20 protein-coding genes are annotated in these 23163 nt (G+C 37.7%); 14 read left to right on the top strand and 6 right to left on the bottom strand.

The genetic code is table 11. The annotated features are described in order from the left end of the window. Positions 1-50: 50 nt before the first annotated feature. From IGM04_RS08585 to IGM04_RS08575, 3 genes are read right to left on the bottom strand one after another with little or no spacing between them, the layout of a single operon-like run. Positions 51-977 carry a metal ABC transporter substrate-binding protein gene (locus IGM04_RS08585; protein ID WP_002360002.1) on the bottom strand — a complete coding sequence of 309 codons (927 nt, stop codon included), beginning with the start codon at positions 975-977 and terminating at the stop codon, positions 51-53. After that, entirely contained in the window at positions 964-1833 is an 870-nt protein-coding gene (locus IGM04_RS08580) for a metal ABC transporter permease (RefSeq protein WP_002369145.1), read from the bottom strand. Before IGM04_RS08580 ends, IGM04_RS08585 begins: the two co-directional genes overlap by 14 nt. After that, positions 1830-2579 (bottom strand): metal ABC transporter ATP-binding protein, encoded by a 750-nt coding sequence (locus IGM04_RS08575; RefSeq protein WP_086318095.1) that lies wholly within the window; start codon positions 2577-2579, stop codon positions 1830-1832. The genes IGM04_RS08580 and IGM04_RS08575 overlap by 4 nt, the downstream gene beginning before the upstream one ends. 212 nt (positions 2580-2791) lie before the next feature. Between IGM04_RS08575 and IGM04_RS08570 the strand changes: the two genes are divergently transcribed. The 4 genes from IGM04_RS08570 to mnmA all read left to right on the top strand — a co-directional run bounded on the left by IGM04_RS08570 (position 2792) and on the right by mnmA (position 6830). Then, on the top strand, positions 2792-3766 hold the full coding sequence (locus IGM04_RS08570; RefSeq protein WP_002362076.1) for a ribose-phosphate diphosphokinase: 975 nt from the start codon (positions 2792-2794) through the stop codon (positions 3764-3766). A 156-nt stretch (positions 3767-3922) separates the two neighbouring features. Continuing rightward, positions 3923-5068: a cysteine desulfurase family protein gene (locus tag IGM04_RS08565; RefSeq protein WP_002360007.1), complete on the top strand. Its 1146-nt coding sequence runs from the start codon at positions 3923-3925 to the stop codon at positions 5066-5068. A 67-nt stretch (positions 5069-5135) separates the two neighbouring features. Continuing rightward, a complete protein-coding gene (locus tag IGM04_RS08560) occupies positions 5136-5480 on the top strand; it encodes a DUF1831 domain-containing protein (RefSeq protein WP_002356959.1) in 345 nt (114 codons plus the stop codon). 225 nt (positions 5481-5705) lie between these two features. Then, entirely contained in the window at positions 5706-6830 is a 1125-nt protein-coding gene (mnmA, locus tag IGM04_RS08555; RefSeq protein ID WP_002362075.1) for a tRNA 2-thiouridine(34) synthase MnmA, read from the top strand. A 179-nt stretch (positions 6831-7009) separates the two neighbouring features. Here mnmA and IGM04_RS08550 read toward each other — a convergent pair whose 3' ends face one another. Next, entirely contained in the window at positions 7010-8248 is a 1239-nt protein-coding gene (locus tag IGM04_RS08550; RefSeq protein ID WP_086318097.1) for a multidrug efflux MFS transporter, read from the bottom strand. 16 nt (positions 8249-8264) lie between these two features. Beyond that, positions 8265-8780 carry a YbhB/YbcL family Raf kinase inhibitor-like protein gene (locus IGM04_RS08545; protein ID WP_002356963.1) on the bottom strand — a complete coding sequence of 172 codons (516 nt, stop codon included), beginning with the start codon at positions 8778-8780 and terminating at the stop codon, positions 8265-8267. A gap of 132 nt (positions 8781-8912) precedes the next feature. Here IGM04_RS08545 and IGM04_RS08540 point away from each other — a divergent pair, with 132 nt between their 5' ends. The 8 genes from IGM04_RS08540 to cydC all read left to right on the top strand — a co-directional run bounded on the left by IGM04_RS08540 (position 8913) and on the right by cydC (position 19700). Further along, positions 8913-9482 carry a TetR/AcrR family transcriptional regulator gene (locus IGM04_RS08540; RefSeq protein WP_033594298.1) on the top strand — a complete coding sequence of 190 codons (570 nt, stop codon included), beginning with the start codon at positions 8913-8915 and terminating at the stop codon, positions 9480-9482. Positions 9483-9579: 97 nt separating this feature from the next. Further along, positions 9580-9945 (top strand): DUF1033 family protein, encoded by a 366-nt coding sequence (locus IGM04_RS08535; protein ID WP_002356966.1) that lies wholly within the window; start codon positions 9580-9582, stop codon positions 9943-9945. A 130-nt stretch (positions 9946-10075) separates the two neighbouring features. Continuing rightward, positions 10076-12157 carry a DNA topoisomerase III gene (locus tag IGM04_RS08530; RefSeq protein ID WP_086318098.1) on the top strand — a complete coding sequence of 694 codons (2082 nt, stop codon included), beginning with the start codon at positions 10076-10078 and terminating at the stop codon, positions 12155-12157. An 84-nt stretch (positions 12158-12241) separates the two neighbouring features. Beyond that, complete coding sequence (locus IGM04_RS08525) at positions 12242-13105, top strand: AraC family transcriptional regulator (protein WP_002369920.1); 864 nt, start codon at positions 12242-12244, stop codon at positions 13103-13105. 665 nt (positions 13106-13770) lie between these two features. Then, on the top strand, positions 13771-15189 hold the full coding sequence (locus tag IGM04_RS08520) for a cytochrome ubiquinol oxidase subunit I (protein ID WP_002356974.1): 1419 nt from the start codon (positions 13771-13773) through the stop codon (positions 15187-15189). After that, positions 15186-16199: a cytochrome d ubiquinol oxidase subunit II gene (gene cydB / locus IGM04_RS08515; RefSeq protein WP_002356976.1), complete on the top strand. Its 1014-nt coding sequence runs from the start codon at positions 15186-15188 to the stop codon at positions 16197-16199. The genes IGM04_RS08520 and cydB overlap by 4 nt, the downstream gene beginning before the upstream one ends. A gap of 4 nt (positions 16200-16203) precedes the next feature. After that, on the top strand, positions 16204-17937 hold the full coding sequence (gene cydD / locus IGM04_RS08510) for a thiol reductant ABC exporter subunit CydD (RefSeq protein WP_002364369.1): 1734 nt from the start codon (positions 16204-16206) through the stop codon (positions 17935-17937). Further along, complete coding sequence (gene cydC, locus IGM04_RS08505; protein ID WP_016626565.1) at positions 17934-19700, top strand: thiol reductant ABC exporter subunit CydC; 1767 nt, start codon at positions 17934-17936, stop codon at positions 19698-19700. The genes cydD and cydC overlap by 4 nt, the downstream gene beginning before the upstream one ends. A 79-nt stretch (positions 19701-19779) precedes the next feature. On the opposite strand, the gene IGM04_RS08500 is transcribed toward cydC, so the two are convergent. Continuing rightward, positions 19780-20760 carry a polyprenyl synthetase family protein gene (locus IGM04_RS08500; protein ID WP_002360015.1) on the bottom strand — a complete coding sequence of 327 codons (981 nt, stop codon included), beginning with the start codon at positions 20758-20760 and terminating at the stop codon, positions 19780-19782. A gap of 121 nt (positions 20761-20881) precedes the next feature. Between IGM04_RS08500 and IGM04_RS08495 the strand changes: the two genes are divergently transcribed. Then, positions 20882-21787 (top strand): prenyltransferase, encoded by a 906-nt coding sequence (locus IGM04_RS08495; RefSeq protein ID WP_002360016.1) that lies wholly within the window; start codon positions 20882-20884, stop codon positions 21785-21787. Between the two features lie 28 nt (positions 21788-21815). After that, complete coding sequence (locus IGM04_RS08490; RefSeq protein ID WP_086318100.1) at positions 21816-23027, top strand: NAD(P)/FAD-dependent oxidoreductase; 1212 nt, start codon at positions 21816-21818, stop codon at positions 23025-23027. Positions 23028-23163: the final 136 nt, after the last annotated feature.

Genomic DNA, 23163 nt, shown 5'->3' with positions numbered 1-23163 from the left:
GAAAGAACCAAGTTGAGGGGGAGTCAACTTGGTTCTTTCTTCTTTATTATTTATTTACTCATTAAGCCATCATGGATTTTTGTTAAATTCCAGTTCATCATGCTGTAGTACGTATCGCCTTCTGTTCCTTCTTTGGCAAGGGAGTCTGTGAAAAGTGTATCGTAAATTGGTCGTTTCACTTCTTTTGAGACCCGTTCCATACTACGTTTATCGACACTGGTTTCAACAAATAACACAGGTGCTTTTGATTTCTTAATGGTATCAATAATCGTGGTCATTTGTTCAGGTGTTCCTTGACTTTCTGTGTTAATTTCCCAAATATAAGCGGCATTTAAATCATAAGCTTTGGAGAAATATTTAAAGGCACCTTCACTTGTAACTAATAATTTTTTATCATCAGGAATATCAGCAAATTTAGCTTTGGCTTCCTCATGTAGTTTGCTAAGTTTTTCGGTATAATTTTTCGCGTTTTCTGTATAGAAATCTTTATTTTTTGGATCTTTTTCTACTAACACGTCACGAATGTTTTCTACATATTTAATGCCATTTTCAATGTCTAACCAAGCATGCGGATCTTCTGTTTGTTCTTGACCGGCACTTGTTAAATATTGTGGCGTAACATTTTTGCTTGTAGAAAAGTAATCTTTATTCTCAACTTTTTTGGCCGTTTTCATTAATTTGTTAAACCAGCCATTTCCGCCTGTTTCTAAGTTCAAGCCGTTAAAGAATAAAATGTCCGCTTCAGAAGCTTTCGCAATGTCTTCTGGTAACGGTTCATATTCGTGAGGGTCTGTCCCAATTGGCACAATACTATGCAGCTCAATTTTGTCTTCCCCAACATTTTTCACTAAATCGGATAAGATCGAGTTCGTTGTCACAATTGCTAATTTTTCTTTCTTTTCAGCGGCTTGATTCCCGCAAGCAGCTAACGTTAACCCTGCTAAAAGTGTTAAAAAAAATAAACTAAATTTTTTCATTCGTTGATTCCTCCATTTCTTTCTCACGGTTTACAAATACTAGGCCTTTCTTTGGTGAGAAAAAGAAAGCCAATAAAAAGAATAAGGCGGCGGTTAAAACAATCGTCGCACCAGAAGCTAAGTTATAAGAATAACTAAAGAATAGGCCAATCACTGAACTTAAAATCCCAAAAGTAGAGGCTAAGCCAATCATTGTCGGTAAGTGATTTGTTAATAGATAAGCTGTTGCCGCTGGCGTAATCAGCATGGCAATGACTAAAATAGTTCCGACGGTTTGCAAAGAAGAAACAGCGACTAATGTTAGTAAAAACATCAATGCATAGTGGAAAAATTGAATATTTAAACCATAGGCCTGAGCCATTGTGGGATCAAAAGAAGTGAGTTGCAACTCTTTATAAAACAATGCCACAAAAATCAAAACAATCACGCCGACGACACAAGTAATTAAAATATCGGTATCTGCGACCGCTAATACATTTCCAAACAGAATATGATATAAATCGGTGGAACTTTTTGCAAAAGAGATAAAAATAATCCCTAAAGCAAAAAAAGAACTAAAGACAACACCAATGGCAGTATCATTTTTTAGTGGACTTTTTTGGGTAATAAAGCCGATCGATAATGCAGCTAGTAAGCCAAAAATAGAAGCGCCAAAAATATAATTGAAACCAAACATATAAGAAACAGCGACCCCTGGTAAAACAGCATGTGAAATCGCATCACCCATCAAAGACATCCCACGTAAAATAATGAATGAACCAATTACCCCTGAAATGAGTCCGACAATTACAGACGTCAAAAGGGCATTTTGTAAAAATTGATAACGGAATAAACCATCAATAAATGCAGCAATCATTTTGCAACCCCCTGTATTAATAAATCACCTAACAAATCACCGTATGCTTCTTGGAGCGTTTCTGCAGTAAACGTTTGTTCAACAGGACCCGCAGCAATTAGCCGGTTTTTCAAAACGATTAATTCATCAAAATAGTGGGACACTTTGTGCAAATCATGGTGAACAATGATAATCATTTTACCTTGATTTTTTAATGATTTGAGAATATCCATAATCACTTTTTCACTAGACATATCAATGCCGACGAAAGGTTCATCTAAAAAAATCACCTCAGCACCTTGGGCCAAAACACGGGCAATAAACACACGTTGTAATTGGCCACCAGAAAGTTCGCCAATCTGGCGTTGCGCATAGTCTTCTAATTGCACCATTTTTAATGCAGCCATGACTGCTTGCTTTTCTTTCTTTCCTGGGCGTTTTAATAGTCCCAAGTTTGGATAGGTTCCTAGCAAGACCGTTTCAAAAACGCTAATTGGGAAACTAAGATCCAAGGCGCTACGTTGTTCTACATAGGCAATGGTTGTTTTTTGTTGGTCAATCGCTTGATTATTTAACAAAACATCACGTTCCTTTGTTTTAATCAAGCCTAATAACCCTTTAATAAATGTTGACTTTCCAGCACCATTTGGTCCGATAATTCCAGTAATTTTACCGGAGGGAATAGTAACGTGGATATTATTTAAAGCGGTCCGTCCTTGATATTGAACGGTTAACGCTTGAACAGCTAAGTTAAAGCTTTTTCTCATGAAATTCCTCCTTTTTAGGTTTGCCTTAAAATCAGTATAAGGGATAGTTTAAGAAAATGCAAATAATTTTTAGGTGCACCTAAATACAAGCGCTTTTTTCACAAAGAAAACCGTTTCTTTCAATAAATTAAGGAGGATCCCATGATTTTTATGACAAAAAATGGTAGAATATGAATGAAAACGACTATTATTTTATATTGACGGAGGATATCATGACCGAAAACTATCAAGATGACACCTTACGCATCTTCAGTTTAAATGCAAATCGACCACTTGCTGAAAAAATCGCAGCATCAGTAGGAACAGAATTAGGAAAAAGCACCGTGCGCCAATTTAGTGATGGCGAAATTCAAATTAATATTGAAGAAAGTATTCGTGGCGATCATGTCTACATCATCCAAGCAACGAATGCTCCTGTAAATGATCATTTGATGGAATTGCTTATTTTAATTGATGCATTAAAACGTGCTAGCGCAAAAACAATTAATGTTATTTTGCCTTACTATGGTTATGCTCGCCAAGACCGCACAGCGAAACCAAGAGAGCCCATTACTGCGAAATTAGTTGCTAATATGTTAGTAGAGGCAGGCGCAACACGTTTGTTAACATTAGACTTGCATACTGTTCAAGTCCAAGGATTTTTTGATATCCCAGTAGATAATTTATTTACAATGCCTTTGTTTGCTCATTATTATCGTCAACAAGCATTAGTAGGGGAAGAAATTGTGATTGTTTCGCCTAAAAACAGTGGCGTTCAACGCGCACGTAGTTTATCGGAGTACTTAGATGCGACCTTAGCAATTGTCGACCATGAAGAGATTGATGGGGTGCGTCAAGAAGGTTACGTTATTGGGAATGTCGCTGGGAAAAAATGTATTCTTGTTGATGACATTTTGAATACTGGTCAAACGTTAGCCACAGCGGCGGAAGTTTTAATGAAAAATGGTGCGCAAGAAGTGTATGCTTGCGCCTCGCATGGTTTGTTATCAGAAGGCGCAAAAGCAACCTTAGAAAATGCGCCAATTAAGGAAATTAGTATTACTGACTCTGTTTATACGACAGCAGACCGCCAACCAGCAACCTTGAATATTATTTCTTGCGCTGAGTTAATGGGGGAAGCGTTACTTCGTATTCATGAAAATAAACCAATGAGTCCATTATTCCGTTTAGAACCAAAAGGAGAATAAGTGATTCCTTAAACTAGAAATAGGTCTAACAACTTTAATAGTGTTGGGCCTATTTTTCTTATCTCTTTTATAAATAGAAGAGAAAGTATTCTGATTTTGTGTTTTAAGCTTTTTATGCTAGAATAACGCCAGAACATAAGGAAAGGGACGAGTCATTTGGAACCCATTTATTTAGATCATGCGGCAACAACACCGCTTCATCCAACGGTCATTCAAGCGATGACTGAAAATATGCAAACGACTTTTGGCAATCCATCAAGTATTCATCAGTTTGGACGAAAGGCACACGGTCTTCTGGAAGAAGTGCGTCAAACGATTGCCGAGAGCTTACAAGCCAAACCCCACGAAATTATTTTTAATAGTGGTGGCACAGAAGGGGATAACACAGCCATCTTAGCAGTTGCTTTTTCTCGTCAAAAGGAAGGAAAACATATTATTACTACGGCAATTGAACATCCCGCTGTGTTACGAACGATGGAATACTTAGAAACGTTAGGCTTTGAAGTGACTTACTTACCTGTGAATGAAAATGGTCAGATTTCAATGGATCAATTCAAAAAGTCTTTACGCGAAGAAACGATCTTGGTTTCAATGATGTATGGCAATAATGAAATTGGAAATCGATTACCGATTGCTGAAGTTGGTGCAATTCTTAAAAATCATTCGGCGATTTTTCATACAGATGCCGTCCAAGCTTATGGAAGTGAAGTCATTTTACCTCATGAATTAGGGATCGACTTATTAAGTATTTCCGCTCATAAAATCAATGGTCCAAAAGGCGTAGGTTTTTTATTTAAAAGCGATGCAATCCAATTACCACCTCTTTTACATGGTGGGGAACAAGAAGAAAAACGACGTGCGGGCACGGAAAACTTAGCTGGAATTATTGGCATGGGTACTGCCGTTTCATTACTAACTTCTGCAGAAAAGCAAGCAAGAAAAACAGCCTATCAAAGTTTTCAAACGATTATTTTAAAAGCGTTAGAAGAAGCCAATATTGATTTTTCAATTAATGGTGAACCAACGAATCGTTTAGCGCATGTCTTAAATCTTCATTTAAAAGGAATTCCCAGTGATTTGCTCTTAATGCATTTGGACTTAAGAGGTATTGCGATTTCAACAGGCTCGGCTTGTACAGCGGGAACTGTGGATCCTTCGCACGTGTTGACAGCGATGTATGGAGAAAATTCCTCAGCTATTAAAGAATCAATCCGGATTAGTTTTGGCTACGGGAACACACCAGAAGAAATTGCGACTTTTTCTGAAGTACTAGTTGCAGTGATTCAACAATTGAAAAAATAATCTGATTGCGGCAGCTACAGGTTTTCGCTATAATGAAGATAACAATGAAAATAACGAGGTGGAACCCATGGCATTTACAACAACGGCTGCTGTTGAAGGCTCAACAGTTTTTTACAAAGTACATCCTAGTGCAAAACGCTATACATTAAAAGATAACGGCTTTACTGAAACAAAATCAGGGAACTTTCAATTGATTCGTTCCTTAGATCCAACGCCTCAGAGAAATGAAGGCTTCAAATTAAAAATTACGATCACTGCTGATCTAAAAGAGTTGAAAATGTCCATTACAACGGCAAATGGTTTAAAACCAATGAATATTTTCAAGAATGAACAACATGAAATGAGTAAAGAAAAATACTTTTTCTTAATGGATGGCTTAATTAGCCGTGGTGTATTAGAGAAAGTAGAATAATTTAGAGAAACCTGAAGAAACAAGTGAAAGTAGCTTGTTCCTTCAGGTTTTCTGTTTATTTGAAAGCAATAGCTTGTTGGCTGTGTCTTTGTTCCAAGTGTTTTCTCATTATACGCCCGGCTTGCTTTACTTATTTCAAAAAAATAGTATAATGAAAAGCACTGAAAAGTTACGACCTTCAAATCGTGGATGATTTCAGAATCTAATTGAAATGATGGTGATAAAATGGCAGATAACAGCAAAACGCGTGTCGTGGTAGGCATGAGTGGCGGTGTCGATTCATCTGTCACAGCGTTGCTTTTAAAAGAGCAAGGCTATGATGTAATTGGGATCTTTATGAAAAATTGGGACGATACAGACGAAAATGGTGTCTGTACCGCAACTGAGGATTATAAAGATGTCGCAAAAGTAGCGGATCAAATTGGGATTCCGTATTATTCGGTCAATTTTGAAAAAGAATATTGGGACCGTGTGTTTGAATATTTTTTAGCAGAATATCGGTTAGGACGGACACCAAATCCAGATGTCATGTGTAATAAAGAAATTAAATTTAAAGCATTCCTAGATTATGCTATGCAACTAGGCGCTGACTATGTTGCAACTGGCCACTATGCGCAAGTAGAAACGGATGAAAATGGCGTAGTGCATATGTTACGTGGAATTGACAATAATAAAGACCAAACCTATTTTTTAAGCCAATTATCACAAGCCCAATTGGCAAAAACAATGTTTCCATTGGGTGGCATGGAAAAATCAGAAGTTCGTGCAATTGCTGAACGTGCTGGATTAGCCACAGCCAAGAAAAAAGACTCAACGGGCGTTTGTTTTATTGGTGAAAAGAATTTCAAAGAATTTTTGAGTAATTATTTACCAGCTAAAAAAGGCAACATGGTGACAGAAGATGGCGAAATCAAAGGACAACATGATGGTCTGATGTATTATACTATCGGTCAACGCCAAGGCTTAGGAATTGGTGGCGGCGGTAAAACACAAGAACCATGGTTTGTGATTGGGAAAGATTTAACTACCAATACATTATATGTGGGACAAGGATTTCACCATGAAAAACTATATGCAACACATTTAGAAGCTAGTGAGGTTCATTTTACTGTTGATACACCAATGCCAAAAGAGTTTGACTGTACGGCTAAATTCCGTTATCGTCAAGCAGATATCCCAGTGCATGTTTCCTTATCTGAAGATGGCACAAAAGCAACCGTTACGTTTAAGGAACCAGCGCGCGCAGTCACTCCAGGTCAAGCTGTTGTTTTTTATGATGGGATGGAATGCTTAGGGGGCGGCTTAATTGATCGCGCCTACCAAGATGAAAAAGAACTACAATACGTCTAAAAAGTTTCACGAGTTGTGAAACAAAAAGCGTATAGTTAACCAAAAGAAAAGCGGATATGCTGGTCATAAAACCAGTAAATATCCGCTTTTCTTTTTTATTTTATATGCCTATTTTTTTTAAAATAAGAGAAAGAGAAAAATTAAAAATTCAAATTGTGGATAACTTTTCTGTGTATAACTTAGTCATCATTTTTCTCTTTTTTTAATTCGGCGGTGCTTCGACGAACCCATAGAAGGTTAATGAGAACCAGACAAGAAGTGGAAATAAAGACCCCACGATAACCGAAAGCGGCAGATACGCTTGAACCAATCATAGGACCAATCACATTTCCTGTCGCTTGGAAAGATTGATTGTAACTGAAAATACGACCTGCAGCGTCACTTGGGGAATAACGAGTGATCAACGTTTGAACAGCTGGTAGTAAACAGGCATCGGAAATCCCAACTAAGAAACGAAGCATGGCAAGCTGCCAGACATTTTGAACAAAGGCCATTGGTAGGTAAACGAAAATGGCTAAAATTAAGCCAATTGTCAAGATGCGTTCACTGCCAATACGATCGCCTAACCGGCCGAAACGAGGGGCGGCTATTAACGTTGCAATCCCTGGAATAGAAGCAATGACTCCGCTGATTAAGGTGACATTTCCGTGACCACCCAACAATTGTTGAATATATAAACTGATGATGGGACTAATTGAATTATTGGAAGCTTGAATGATTAATGTCGTAATAAACATTCCAAGAATCACGTGGGGATGTTCTAGTTTTTTTAAAATTTGTTTCCCAGATGAGGCTTGATTTTTTTCAATTGGCACAAACTCTTCATGGACAAAGACGAGACTCAAAACAAAAACGAGTAATAAAATCGTACCAGTAATGAAAAAGGTTGGCCGATAACCGAAAATAGACGCAGTGACACCGCCCAAAAGAGGACCAAGCAACGTGCCGGTAACAGAACCAGTGGCTAAAGTACCAAGCACTTGACCGCTTTTTTCCTTAGGTGTGCCTGTAGCAACTAACGCAGTCGCATTACTGATATAACCAGAAAAAACACCTTGTAATAAGCGTAAGCCAATCAATTGATAAACACTTGTGACTGCGCCCATTAAACTAATGACGATAGCCATCCCTAATGAAGCGCGTAATAACATTAACTTGCGTCCTTTTCGGTCGGCTAAACGGCCCCACCAAGGTGAAACAATGGTTGTGACTAAAAAAGTGGAAGAGAACGTGATTCCGCTCCAAAAATTCAATTGTTGGTGGGTAAAAGTACCTAATGTGTTGATATAAAGAGGCATAAATGGCATCACTAAGCTAAAGCCAATACCAGCCATAAATGTGCCAAACCATAAAACAAGCAGATTTTTTTCCCAAGGTTGTCTTGGACGGAAAATTTTACTTTTAATTAATTCATACATTCTATTTCCTCACTTTCTAGTAAAGAAATTCAAATTTGGCTTTGGCGAGTAGTTGATCATTCAATGCTTGATGCAATTCATTCGCAAAAAAGCCTTCTTTTAAATTTAGTGGATTTTTTGTAGCGTACACATATAACGTATAGGTGTGCACACCAGAGCGAGGGCTTAACCCCAGATAACGTTCGGTTAACTCAGGTAACGTTTCAGTGGCAAGCGCAGGAATCATCTGTTTCCCCAAAGGAGAAGCAAGACTATTTTTTCCTTGAATGGTAGGCTTGAGTGCTGTTCGACTAAAGTCTTCAGGAATCTCATTGGTTACAGGAACATTGGCAGCTAACCAATGAATAAAAGGGAAACCGATTAGAGGAATCGTGTCATAATCAATTAATTCCCAGGATAAATAACGGGCTTCTTTAGGAATGGCCGCTAAAGAAATAGGAAAAGATAAAATAGGACGTTCGTGTAATAAAAATTCTGCACTGGTTCGTTTGCCATAACGATCGGCCAAATGAGAACGGTTGGTAATATGCATGCCAAACAGCCTTCTTTCAAAAATGATGTTTACAAATTATTATTATAAACTATAATTTATAGTTTAAAAAGAGTCAATAGATATGATAAACTAATAATTGTCCAAAATTTAAGAATTGGAGGCGTCAGAAAGATGGCAAAAAAACGGAATTTAACGAAAGCCAAAATCCTTGAAAGTGCCCGCAACCTAGCGGAAGAATTGGGCGTTCAACAATTAACCTTTCAAAATTTAGCCGTTGATTTAGGCATCAAGTATCCTTCACTCTATAATCACTTTAAAAATATTGCTGAAGTAAAAAATGCTCTAGTGGACTTGTTAATTCAAGAATTAAATGATACATTGCGAAGAGCCTTAGTGGGTAAGAGTGGCGCAGAAGCAATTCGGATATATGCTGAAACGTACCAACAATTTGCTTTTGAAAATTCTGCAGTCTATGAATTACTTATCAGTGTGCCGAAAACGCAAAACCAACAATTAATTGAAGGCATCCATGAAACCAATCAAATTATTTTACAACTTTTAGCTTTTTATCCATTTAATAATGAAGAACGACTGCATAAAAGTCGAGAATTACGTAGCTTAATCCATGGTTATATTACCTTACGTTTTTTAGGTTATTTTCAACGCGAAGAAGCCACGCCGGAAGAAAGTTATCGTCGCATGATTGAAGATTTTATTGTTTCTTTAGAAGTGGCAGGATAAAATAAATTTCAAAAATTTCTCAGTCCGAAACCAAATCCTTGCAACTTTTTCAGAAAGTGACTATGATACCTACAGTAGCAAAAAAAGGAGCGGTTCAATGTATCAAGTAATTACAATGTATGGCGACAATGAACCTTGGTGGTTTTTTGATGATTGGCAAGAGGACATTGTTCAAGAAAAAACCTTCGATAACTTGACCGATGCAGAGACATATTATGTGGAAGTTTGGCAAAAACTTTCTCAGAATTATACATACGTCAACACAAAGCCTAACTATTTAACGGCTTTCTGGAATGATGGGGAAGAACGCTGGTGTGAAGAATGCGATGAAGATTTACAACAATACTTCGGTTTAGCATTACTAGAAAATCATCATGCGGTTACTTTTGAAAATAAAGCTGAGTTTACCACAATATCCAATCATTTTGGCAAAACAAAATTCTGCAAACGGAAAGTTATTTGAAACGCATGAGTTTAAAGAAAAACCTCAGGGAATTTTCTTTAAACTCTTTTTCTATTCTCGGAATTTAGAGAAAATCGAGCTAATATTTGGTATAATACGAAAAGATAGCACTCAAAAAGGAGCGAAACTAGTGGTTGCAAAACAATTAATTATTGCTGAAAAACCTAGCGTAGCAAAAGATTTAAGCCGCGTTTTAGGAGCAAATCAAAAAAATAAGAATTATTATGAAGGACCCAACGTGATTGTTACCTGGGCTTTAGGCCATCTCTTAGGACTAAAAATGCCAGAAGATTTAAACAAAGAATGGCAAACGTGGCAAATGGAAACTTTACCGATGATTCCTAAGAATTTAGGGATTAAACCGTTACCGAAAACGGGACATCAATTAAAAGCGATTAAACAATTAGCCAATCGTAAAGATGTTTCTGAAGCCGTGATTGCCACCGATGCTGGTCGTGAAGGTGAATTAGTAGCCCGCTGGATTTTAGAATATGTCCGTTTTAACAAACCAGTCAAACGCTTATGGATTTCATCTCAAACAGACAAAGCCATTAAAGACGGGTTTAAGAAAATTCGCCCAGCGAAAGACTACGATAATTTGTATTACTCTGCCTTGGCGCGCGCAAAAGCTGACTGGTTAGTGGGGCTAAACGTCACAAGGGCCTTGACAGTGAAATATCAAGATAACTTATCCGCAGGTCGTGTTCAAACACCAACTTTAGCAATGGTGCGCCAACAAGAAAAAACGATTGAACAATTTAAGCCTCAAACTTATTTTACTATCTCGTTAACTGTTGAATTAGAAAAAGCAAAGATGACCCAAAAAAATCCATACGCTTTAAAAGAACGGCAGGAAGCAGAACAATTAGTCAAAGAACTCTCAAAACAAAAGGGCTTAGTTACCGATATTCAAGAAAAAGTTAAAACAGAAAATGCGCCGTTACCATATGATTTAACCGAAATCCAGCGTGAAGCCAACCAGCGATTCCAATTTTCTGCAAAGAAAACGTTGTCTCTTGTACAAAGTTTATACGAAACCCATAAAATTGTTTCCTATCCTCGAACTGACAGCAAATATCTAACGACGGATATGAAAGGAACGATGAAAGAGCGCCTCCAAGCCATTGCTGATTTTTCACCTGAAGTGAAAGGCTACCTTAAAAATGGGGCTGTTGTTAAACAACAAAAAGTTTTCCAAAATGCAAAAGTCACGGATCACCATGGGTTGATTCCAACTGAACAACGTCCTCGTTATGAAAAACTAAGCAATGATGAACAAAAAATCTATCAAATGATTGTTCAACGATTCTTAGGTTTGTTTGCTGAGCCAAACCAAACCAAACAAACAAAAGTTACAGTCGCTTTTGGAAAAGAAACATTTGTCTTTCATCAAAATAAAGTAGTTGTTGCTGGCTGGAAAACAACAGCTGAACAGCCGCTGTCCACTGTCCAATGGCAAAAAGGCATGACCGTTGCGCCAAACTTTACCATTAACAAAGAATTAACGTCGCCACCAAAACCATTAACCGAAGGAACGTTGTTAGGAAAAATGGAGAAACACAGTTTAGGCACACCGGCAACGCGAGCTGAAATCATTGAAAAACTGATTAAATCAGAATTGATGGAACGAACCAATAGCGGTTTAAGTGTGTCTGCCAAAGGAAAGCAACTATTAGACTTGGTGAATCCATCACTTGTGACACCTGAACTAACGGAAAAATGGGAAAAGTCGCTCGAAGCAATCGCTTCGGGTCAACAAAAGAGTCAACTTTTCTTAAAGGATATTGAAGAGGATACGAAAAAATTAGTCCGTGAAATTAAACAAAGCGAGAAAAAATATCAAGATTTTTCCATTACGCAAAAAAAATGTCCAGATTGTGGCTCAAACTTACGGGAAAAAAATACGAAAGATGGGAAGATTTACGTTTGTACAAACCAAGAATGTTCTTATCGTCGGCGAAAAGATCCTAAAGTATCCAATCACCGTTGCCCACAATGCCATAAAAAAATGGTCATCATAGAAGGAAAAAATGGTCGTTCTTTCAAATGTAAATTCTGTTCGATTACTGAAAAAATTCCCGATAAAAAAGAACGAAAACAAAAAATGACTAAACATGAAGAACGTCGTTTGATGAAAAAATATTCACAACCAGACGAACCAGAAGAAAGTGCTTTAGCGCAGGCCTTAAAAGCCGCTATGAATCAAGAGTAGCGACTTGACGAATGTTGGCTCTAAATAATCAAGTCATCCTTGTTGGTCTTTAGTAAACTTTCAAATAGAAAGAGAGGGACACGGATGCTCGCAAATTTAAATCAAGCAATGGATTATATTGAAGAACATTTAACGGAAGAAGTATCCTTCGATGAATTGGCAAAAAAGACAGGGATTTCTGTTTACCATTTTAAACGAACTTTTTCGTTTATTGCGGGGATGAGTCTGGCTGAGTATATTAAAAAGAGACGTTTGGCGGAAGCAAATTTAGCATTACTTGCTGGTGAAAAAGTGACAGATGTAGCTTTTAAATATGGTTATCAAAGTATTGAAGGATTCTCAAGAGCCTTTCGCGATTGGTCAGGACAAGCCCCTTCTGAAGTAATGAAAACACAAATCCAAAAAACGTTCCCTAAATTCTCTTTCTATATTGATATTAAAGGAGGACAATCAATGGATGTTAAATTAATTGAAAAACCAGCGTTTCAAATAGTCGGAGTTAGTCAGAAGGTTCCCTTGCAGTATCAAGGGGAAAATCAAGCAATCATGGAATTAGCACAGCGCATTACACCACAACAACGAGCGGAAATGCATACATTTGATGACATATATCCTCATCAAGTAGTAAATGCTTCTTTTGACTTTCAAGAGGGACGAACAACAGAAGGTGGAGAAATGACACACATGATTGGCTTTGCCACTTCGCAAGAAAATACCTATGAAGATTTGGAGCAACTAAGCGTACCTGCTCATACATGGGCGGTTTTTCCAAATGAAGGTCCTTTCCCTCAAACTTTACAAGAAACCTGGGCAAGGATATTCTCTGAATGGTTGCCTTCATCTGGTTACCAAGTCGTTGCAGCACCAGAAATTTCGTTTACGCAATATCAAGGACCAGCAGAAGCTAAGTATAGTGAAATCTGGCTCGCTGTTACAGCTACTAAATAAAGAAAACCCACCATTGAATAATGGTGGGTTTTTCCGCCAAGAAGGAGAAAGTTTGGTATAATAAACGTGAAGAAAAAATTCAGACCTTCTAAACTGAAATCTAGCTATGGATAAGTGATGCGAATACGGAATCATGGAGAAAAAATAATTCTCCGAGGTTTTAGAGTCATGTTGTTTAGAATGGTACCAAAACTCAAGAAATTGCATTAAGTGATAAAAATTTGTTTTAGAGCCATGTTGTTAAAAAACAAACTATCACCACAAGCAATCCGTAATTTTCATCACAAGATTAGAATTTTTATCATCAAAGACGAGCTGCTTCGATTTTCGAAAACTAATCAAGTGATAAGTCAAAATGTTGATAGATTGAGATTAGTTCTTCCTTTTTTTAGGAAGGGCTTTTTTTATTGATAGAAGAAAGGGAAGAAATCTTGGTAGCACCTAAAAAAATTGTGAGAAATGCTTCTGTATTGTTTGGTTTCTGCCTCAGAAAGTTGTATACTTAGATTGGAATTATTCTATATTACATGCATTTTCACACTTTTTGGAAAAGTTCACTTGAATTTTCTTTTAGTTTCGTAGATAAAAGGAGTCATCGCTAATGGAAATGAACAATTCAGGTAAGCTTGTTTCTTTGTGTGGAGGCAAATCAGGGAGGAAATAATATGTTTGATATTGTAACATTGGCGAGAATCCAATTTGCGATGACAACAGTTTTCCACTTTTTCTTCGTACCGTTTTCAATAGGATTAGCACTTGTTGTAGCAATTATGGAAACAATGTACGTTGTGAAAAAAGAGGAACGTTATCGTAAAATGGCCAAGTTTTGGGGAAATATATTCCTATTAAGCTTCGCTGTTGGGGTTGTAACCGGGATTATTCAAGAATTTCAGTTTGGGATGAACTGGTCTGATTATTCTCGATTCGTCGGAGATATTTTTGGGGCACCGTTGGCGGTAGAAGCGCTCTTAGCTTTCTTCTTAGAGTCAACATTCTTAGGTTTATGGATCTTTACTTGGGATAAAATGAATCCGAAAGTTCACGTAACCTTTATCTGGTTAGTCGTATTCGGTTCAATGATGTCTGCTTTCTGGATTCTAGTTGCCAATAGTTTTATGCAACATCCAGTAGGTTATGTCATCAATAATGGCCGTGCTGAAATGGTGGACTTTGTAGCTGTCATCAGCAATCCAAAAGTTTGGTATGAATTTTCACACGTTATCATGGGCGCCTTTACATTGGGCGGCATGGCAGTAGCTGGTATGGCTGCTTTCCAATTGTTGAAAAAACGGGATATTTCATTCCACAAAGCATCTATGCGCATTGGCTTATGGGTTACTTTGTTCGGTTCAATCGGCGTTTTATTAGCTGGCGACTTGCAAATGAAAGCTCTAATTGAAGGACAACCAATGAAATTTGCGGCGATGGAAGGGGCCTATGAAGACTCTGATGATCCTGCTGCTTGGACATTGATTGCTTGGGCAGATGAACGGGAACATAAACAAGTTTTTGGTATCGATATTCCGTATATGCTAAGTATTTTATCGTATAATAAATTATCAGGTTCGGTTGATGGGATGGATACAGTCAACAAGCGCTTGGTAGAAAAATATGGGGATGATAAAAATTATTATCCACCAGTTAACACTTTATTCTGGAGCTTCCGTATCATGGCTGGTTTTGGTGCCTTAATGTTATTGGTTGCTGCCTTAGGACTATTCTTTACAAGGAAGAAAAAACCATCGCTGTACGAGAAGAAATGGATGCTGTGGATTGTTGCTTTATGTACATTCGCACCATTCCTTGCCAATACAACAGGTTGGTTAGTCACTGAATTAGGTCGTTATCCGTGGACTGTCTATGGATTATTTACGATTGAACAAAGTGTTTCACCAAATGTATCGGTTGCTTCATTAATTACGTCAAATGTCATTTATTTCTTATTATTTGCTGGTTTAGGTAGTGTCATGGTTTACTTGGTCATTTTAGAATTACGTAAAGGACCAGACTATGAAGCGAAAAAATTAGCGAAAGAAAATGAACCAGCGTTGGATCCTTTTGATAAGGGGGTATTTGGCGAATGAGTACACTACAATTATTATGGTTTGTCCTTATCGGCGTCTTGTTCTCAGGTTTCTTCTTCTTAGAAGGATTTGACTTTGGTGTTGGAATGGCCGTTCAAACGTTGGCACACAATGACGACGAAAAAGATCAAGTCGTTGCAACAATTGGACCTGTCTGGGACGGAAACGAAGTTTGGCTATTAACAGCGGGCGGCGCAATGTTTGCCTCTTTCCCATATTGGTATGCTTCATTATTTAGTGGCTACTATTTAATTCTATTTACGATTTTATTTGGCTTAATTATTCGCGGAGTTTCCTTTGAATTCCGCCATAACATGCCGGAAGGTAAACGTCGTCGGATGTGGAACTGGACGCTATCAATTGGTAGTTTCCTTGTACCGTTCTTCTTTGGTATTTTGTTTATCAGCTTAGTCCAAGGAATGCCTTTAGATGCAAACGGCAATATGCATGCGCAATTTACGGATTATTTTAATCTGTTTTCAATTGTTGGTGGAGTAGCCTTAACATTACTTTGCTACTTACACGGCATGAACTATATTGCTTTAAAAACAGAAGGCCCAATTCGCGAACGTGCTCGAAATTATGCAGAAATCTTATACGGCGTTTTATATGTCGGTTTAGTTGTTTTTGCAGTGTTGATGTACTTCAAAACGGACTTTTATGAAAAGAACTTTGCGGTCACTTTAATTTTAACGTTAGCAATTGTGGTCTTAACGGTCATTGCTAATGTTGGGGTGTTTAAACGCAAAGAGATGTTAGCTTTTCTAGCGAGTGGTTTAACATTAGTTGTACTAGTTGCTCTCTTGTTCAGTGGCTTGTTCCCACGTGTTATGATTGGTAGTGAAGGTTTTGATTTGTTGATTAAAGATGCAACAAGCACACCATATACACTAAAAATTATGACGTGGATTTCTTTAAGCATTTTACCATTCGTGTTAGCTTATACTGCTTGGTCCTATTATATTTTCAGAAAACGTATTTCACAGACAGCCGTACCAGAGGGGTATTAAATCTATGATTGATAAAGACATCTTACAGATGCCTAAAATCAAAAAAATTCTTGTCTTGCTTGCAGGTTTTTCTTTCCTGCAAGCAGTCTTTATAATTGGGCAAGCTTTTTTTCTTTCAAAAGCCATTGTCGGCCTTTGGAGTGGCGGGCATCTTAACCAACAACTACAGAGTATTTTACTCTTTTTTATTTTTTATCTTGGTCGACATGTTATTACGTATTTTCGTGAGAGAATGCTCGATACATTTAGTTATGAACGCTCGAAAGAATTACGCGAACAATTATTAACTAAAATTTTCCGTTTGGGGCCAAATGTTGTTCAAAAAAATGGGACTGGAAATATGGTTACCATGGCTTTAGAAGGCATCAGTCAAACCGAAAATTATTTACAATTGATTTTGACAAAAATGATGAATATGATGATTATTCCTTGGATTATTTTGGCCTTTGTTTTTACACAAGATATTCGTTCAGGCGTAACATTGCTGATTGTTTTTCCGATTATTATTATTTTTATGATTGTGTTAGGTTATGCAGCACAAAGTAAAGCGGACAAGCAATATGCGGCGTTTCAAATGCTTTCCAATCATTTTATTGATTCCTTGCGAGGAATTGACACGCTGAAACTGTTTGGGTTGAGCAAAAAATATGCTGGGAGTATTTACCATACAAGTGAACGATTCAGAAAAGCGACCATGAGTACATTGAAAATTGCTATTTTATCAACCTTTGCGTTAGACTTTTTTACGACATTATCGGTAGCTGTTGTGGCAGTTTTCCTTGGATTAAGTTTATTAAACGGCACGATTTTATTATTTCCTGCCTTGGTTACTTTAATTTTAGCACCTGAGTTCTTTTTACCGATTCGTGATTTTTCAAGTGATTATCACGCAACCTTAGATGGAAAAAACTCTTTTCAAGCGATCCAAGCGGTATTAGCATTGCCAGAAGCAGAACAGACCGATGTGCTCACGTTAGATGATTGGCATCAAGAAAGTCAGTTGTCAGTCACAGCGTTAAATTTTTCCTATGAAGATGCAACGCAAGAAGCGATTCAATCGTTGCAATTCTCTGTTGATGGTCGCAAAAAGATTGGAATTATCGGGGCGAGTGGTTCTGGTAAGTCAACGTTAATTAATTTATTAAGCGGCTTTTTATTACCAACAGAAGAAACGAGTCAATTGGCGATAAATGGCCAAACGATTCCACATTTTTTACAAAAAGACTGGCAAAAACAAATCCTTTATATTCCGCAAGCGCCATATATTTTCCAAGATACTTTGGCAAACAATATTCGCTTTTATACACCTGAAGCAACAGATGAGGCGATTCAGCAAGCGATTCAGTTAGTTGGCTTAGACGAGCTGGTTAAAGACCTTCCCGAAGGAATTCATACCTTGATTGGGGAAAGTGGTCGAATGTTAAGTGGGGGACAAGCGCAACGAGTAGCGTTGGCCCGCGCCTTTGTCGATCAAAAACGCCACGTCTTGCTGTTTGATGAGCCGACAGCGCATTTGGATATTGAAACAGAAGTTGAAATGAAAGAGCGCATGTTGCCATTAATGAACAATCATCTTGTCTTCTTTGCGACACATCGTCTGCATTGGATGGAAGAAATGGATTACATTTTAGTGATGGAAAAAGGTCAATTAGTGGAACAAGGAACGCTAGCAGAGTTGATTGAAAAAGATGGCTACTATGTTCAATTAATGAAGCAAATGAGAGGAGGACGCCAATGATGGAAAAACAGCCGACAACGAAAGACGTTTGGAAAAACGATCAATGGGTTCGTCCTTTCTTAAAACGCTATAAAAAAACCTTGTATTTTGCCTTACTTTTAGGCTTCTTGACGTTCTTTAGTGCAGGGGCATTAATGTTTACGTCTGGTTACTTAATCAGTCGTGCGGCTTCCTTACCAGAGAATATTTTATTAATTTATATTCCCATTGTTTTAACAAGAGCATTTGGGATTGGCCGTCCTGTTTTTCGTTATGTGGAACGTCTAACGAGTCATAACTGGGTGTTAAAAATGACCTCTGATCTGCGCTTGAAACTTTATAATGTACTAGAAAAAGATGCGATTTTCTTTAAGACAAAATATCGCACTGGGGATATCTTAGGTTTGCTTTCGGAGGATATTAATCATATCCAAAACTTGTATTTACGAACGATTTTCCCAACCGTTATTGCTTGGATTTTGTATATCTTTTTAGTGATTGCATTAGGTTTCTTTTCTTGGTGGTTTGCTTTATGCATGTTACTGATGTTAGGAGTGGTTGTTTTTCTATTGCCACTTGTTTCAGTTCTGGTGAATGGTGCGCGTCAAGAAAAACATAAATATGCCAAAAATGAGTTATATCAAACACTAACCGACAATATTCTAGGTGTGTCTGATTGGGTATTTAGTCAACGAGGCTCTGAATTCGTTGCTCGTTATGAAACAGATGAAGCAAACGTTCGTGCATTAGATGAAAAAATGAAGCAATTTAACCGTGGCCGAGACTTTGTTTTACAACTTCTGTTTGGTGTGATTGCGATTGCTGTCTTAGCTTGGACTAGTGTGCGGTTTCCAGGTAATCATGGGGGTGCAGCCAATTGGATTGGTGCCTTTGTTTTAACCGTTTTTCCGTTAATTGATGCCTTTGCTCCGCTACCTGCTGCAGCACAGGAAACAACGATTTATAAGGATTCCATTCGTCGTTTTAATGAGCTTCCTGAAGGGGAAGATGACTCAACAGAAGCGCCTGTTCAGCCAAATGGCACCAGTTTATCGATAGAACATTTGTCTTTTGCATATGAAAATCAAGCGAAAAAGGTATTAAATGACTTATCGTTAACAATTCCTGAAAAACAAAAATTAGCGATTTTAGGGCGCAGTGGTTCCGGAAAGAGTACGTTGGCTTCGCTCATTCGTGGTGATTTACGGCCTACTTCGGGAGAAATCCTTTTAGGAAACATCCCAACTGAGGCATTTGGTGAGACGATGACTGAATATATTGGGGTTATGCACCAAGCACCGTACCTATTTCGAACAACCATTTTAAATAATATTCGGATTGGTAGAGAAGAAGCAAGCGAAGCAGAAGTTTGGGCGGTTTTAGAAAAAGTGGGCTTAAAAGAAATGGTTGCCCAATTACCAGAAGGTTTACACACAATGGTGGATGAAGCAGGTTTGCGTTTTTCTGGTGGCGAACGACATCGCTTGGCACTAGCACGGATTCTTTTGCAAGATACACCGATTGTGTTATTAGACGAACCGACTACTGGTTTAGATCCAATTACAGAACAGCAATTGCTGGAAACCTTTTTTGAGGCATTAAAAGATAAAACCGTCATCTGGATTACCCACCATTTGCAAGGCGTAACTTTGATGGATCAAGTGATCTTTATTGAAGATGGCCAATTAGAGATGAGTGGTACGCCAGAGGAATTACTTGCAACCAATGCGCATTATCAGAAACTTTACCGAATTGATCGTGGCATTAGTTCTTTCGAGGAATAAAAAAACGACTGGTTGTTGATTAAAGCAAACAATCAGTCGTTTTTCTATTTCAATTAATGGCAATTCTTCTATAAAACGTTTAAAATGAACGATGTAATAAGAGCTCAGTTAAGGAAAGTAAGGTTTCTTTTGCTGTGCCATCAGGCAATTGTTGAATATCAGTGATTGCTTTGTTGGTTACTTTTTTAGCAAAAGCTTGTGCTTCTGTAACGCCATGATAGTCATTGACTAGCGCCGCAACTTCAGCTGCCTCTTCTAAGGTAATGGCGCGTCCTTTATCCAAATAAGGGCTGAATACGTCAGGTGCTGCTTGATAAGCGAAGAGAAGAGGTAACGTATAAACACCTTGTGACAAGTCTTCTAAAGCGGGCTTTTTCAAGGTTTCCGTGTCGGCAGTATAATCTAAAATATCGTCATAGACTTGAAAAGCAATGCCAATATGACGGCCAATTCGTTTAGCTAAACGTTGGACTTCTTTTGAACTATGACCGAAATAGGCCCCTTCAAGACAGCTTAGTGAAAAAAGTTCGGCTGTTTTGCCGTTGACACTTCTTAAATAAGCAGGAATCGACATGCGGCGGTCAAATCGATGACTCATTTGATCGAGTTCACCAAGTAATAACCGTTTCATTCCTTGTGCATTGATTTTCATAAATTCAGAGCCATTCATGGCATCTGCAATCAAAGTAAAGAATTCAGTGAATAGTAAATCACCTGTGTAAACAGCCACGTCTTTACCATATTGTGATTGAATAGTCACAGCGCCTCGGCGCAATGGAGAATCGTCAATAATGTCATCGTGAATCAACGTAGCCATATGTAGGATTTCCAAAGATGCAGCTATTTTTAATAATTGTTGTTTCTCTTGTTTTTCTTCATCACCCAGTTGAGCAAAAAGAAAGAAAAAAGCGGGGCGTAATAATTTGCCGCCAGAACGAGCCAAAGTTACTAAGGCTTCTTCAATGTCTTCGTTGCGTGTATGCAACGTTTGTTCAATTAATTCACATGTTTCCGTTAAAGAACGTTCAACGTCAGGAAACGACTTCCAAAATGTGTTCATAAATATACTACGATCCTTTCAGTGGTTCAATACTATTTGATTGTATACGAATTGGCGACAGAAATACAGTAATTAAGTTTTAAAAGTAACAAAGTTTGTAAAAAAGTAGCGGAGGGATAGTTTGAATCGAGAAATATTTTTTGAATTAGTAGAATTAAAAGCAAAAACGGCGAGTGTTTTGCCATTTTTGTTAGGAATTTGTTTTAGTTGGTACCAATATGGGCGGCTCCATGTCGGCTATGTTTTAATTTTTTTCATTGCGATGTTTATTTTCAATATGGCGGTCGATATTTTAGATAATTATAATGATTACCATCATGCCACAGAAGTTCATGATTATAAGGAAAAAACGAATATTATCGGTCGAGAAAATTTATCTTTGCCATTAATACGCAAAATGATTTTTTGGATGATTCTCGTTTCTGCTTTGATGGGGATTGGGTTGTCATTCATTGTCGGCTGGCCGTTATTAATTATGGGTCTTTATTGTTACTTAATTGGTATTTTTTATTCATCAGGACCGAAACCTTTATCCAGTCTACCATTAGGGGAAGTTTTCTCAGGATTTACAATGGGGTTCATGATTACCCTTATTTGTGTCTACATTAATACGTTTGAAGTTTTCAATTGGTCAGCAGCTAATTTATGGGGGATTTTCTTAGTCGCTTTACCTAACACTTGTTACATTGCTAACTTAATGTTAGCAAATAATATCTGTGACTTAGAGGAAGATGAAAATAACAAGAGATATACATTAGTTCATTATCTTGGCAAAGCAAGTTCTTTGAAATTATTCGTCGGATTAAATACAATAGCAATGTTAGCCATTTTGTTAGCTGTCGGTTTAGGATTAACCCCGCCAACAATGTTACTCATGCTTTTAACTTTACCTTTTGTACGGAAACAAACCCAAGCCTTATTGAAGGAACAAGTGAAGAGTAAAACATTTGTTTGTGCTGTGAAGATCTTAGCTGTGGGAGCAACTGCACAAGTGCTATTTTTTGCCATAGGTTTGTGGTGGCTGTAAATTTTTTATAGAGTGGAAGGGAATCAAAATGAATAAGAAACATGTTGTTATTTTAGGTGCTGGTTACGCAGGCTTAAAAACATTACGCGAATTACAAAAAGGCGCCAAAGACGTCGAAATTACTTTAGTGGATCGTAACAACTATCACTACGAAGCAACGGATTTGCATGAAGTTGCTGCTGGAACACAACCAGCTGAAAAAATCACATACAATATTATGGATGTTGTCGATGAAAAAATGACAACCTTTATCCAAGGAACAGTTAAAACAATTGATGGTGCAACACAAACAGTTGCTTTAGAAGATGGCCAAACAATCAATTATGATTACTTAGTTGTTTCTCTTGGGTTTGAATCAGAATCATTTGGTATCCCTGGTGTGCAAGAACATGCTCTACAAATGGTAGATGTGAAAACGGCTTTAAACGTGTATGAACATATCCAAGAACAAATGCGTCAATACAAAGCAACTCAAAACGAAGAATTCTTAAAAATTGTTGTCTGTGGAGCAGGCTTTACAGGGATTGAATTATTAGGTTCTCTTGTTGAAAACAAACCAAAATTTGCTGAAATCGCAGGTGTCTCAGCAGATCAAATCCAAATTTATTGTGTCGAAGCAGTTACTCGCCTATTGCCGATGTTTAACGAAAAACTTGCGAACTATGGTGTGCAATTATTAAAAGATTCAGCTATTCATTTATTATTAGGTAAACCGATTAAAGAAATCAAACCAGGCGCAGTTGTTTATCAAGATAACGAAGCAGGCGACTTGGCAGAACTTTCTGCTAAAACAATTATTTGGACAACGGGTGTTAGTGGAAGCCACGTTGTAGGCGATTCTGGCTTTGAAGCTCGTCGTGGTCGTGTCATGGTTCAACCAGATTTAACAGATGCGAACCATAGCAACGTCTATATTATTGGTGACTGCTCAGCAGTGATGGATACAGAAACCAATCGACCTTACCCAACAACAGCACAAATCGCCTTGAAGATGGGCGCTCATGCTGCTAAAAATATTCAAGCACAATTGAAAGGGGAAGCAACTAAACCTTTCAGCTTTAAATCACAAGGTTCTGTTTGTTCTGTCGGAAATACACGTGCTTTAGGAATTGTTGGTAAAACAGACATTAAAGGATACCCAGCTTCATTCATGAAAAAAATTATCATGAACAAAGCGCTCTTTGAAACAGGTGGTACCAAAGAAATGATGGCTAAAGGTCGTTTCGACTTATACCATTAAGAATCAGCAAAATAAGAAATAATGAGGTCGGGACAGAACCGTTTAGCTCCGAGAAATAAGAAGAAATTTCCGAAAATTGCTCTTTAATTTTTGGAGAATTTCGGCTTATTTCCGAAGGAGTTGGTTCTGTTCCCGC

The organism is Enterococcus sp. DIV2385, from assembly GCF_051711925.1.
Lineage (GTDB): Bacteria > Bacillota > Bacilli > Lactobacillales > Enterococcaceae > Enterococcus > Enterococcus faecalis.
Note: the sequence above shows the minus strand (reverse complement) of the source record. Positions and strands in the feature narration are given on the sequence as shown.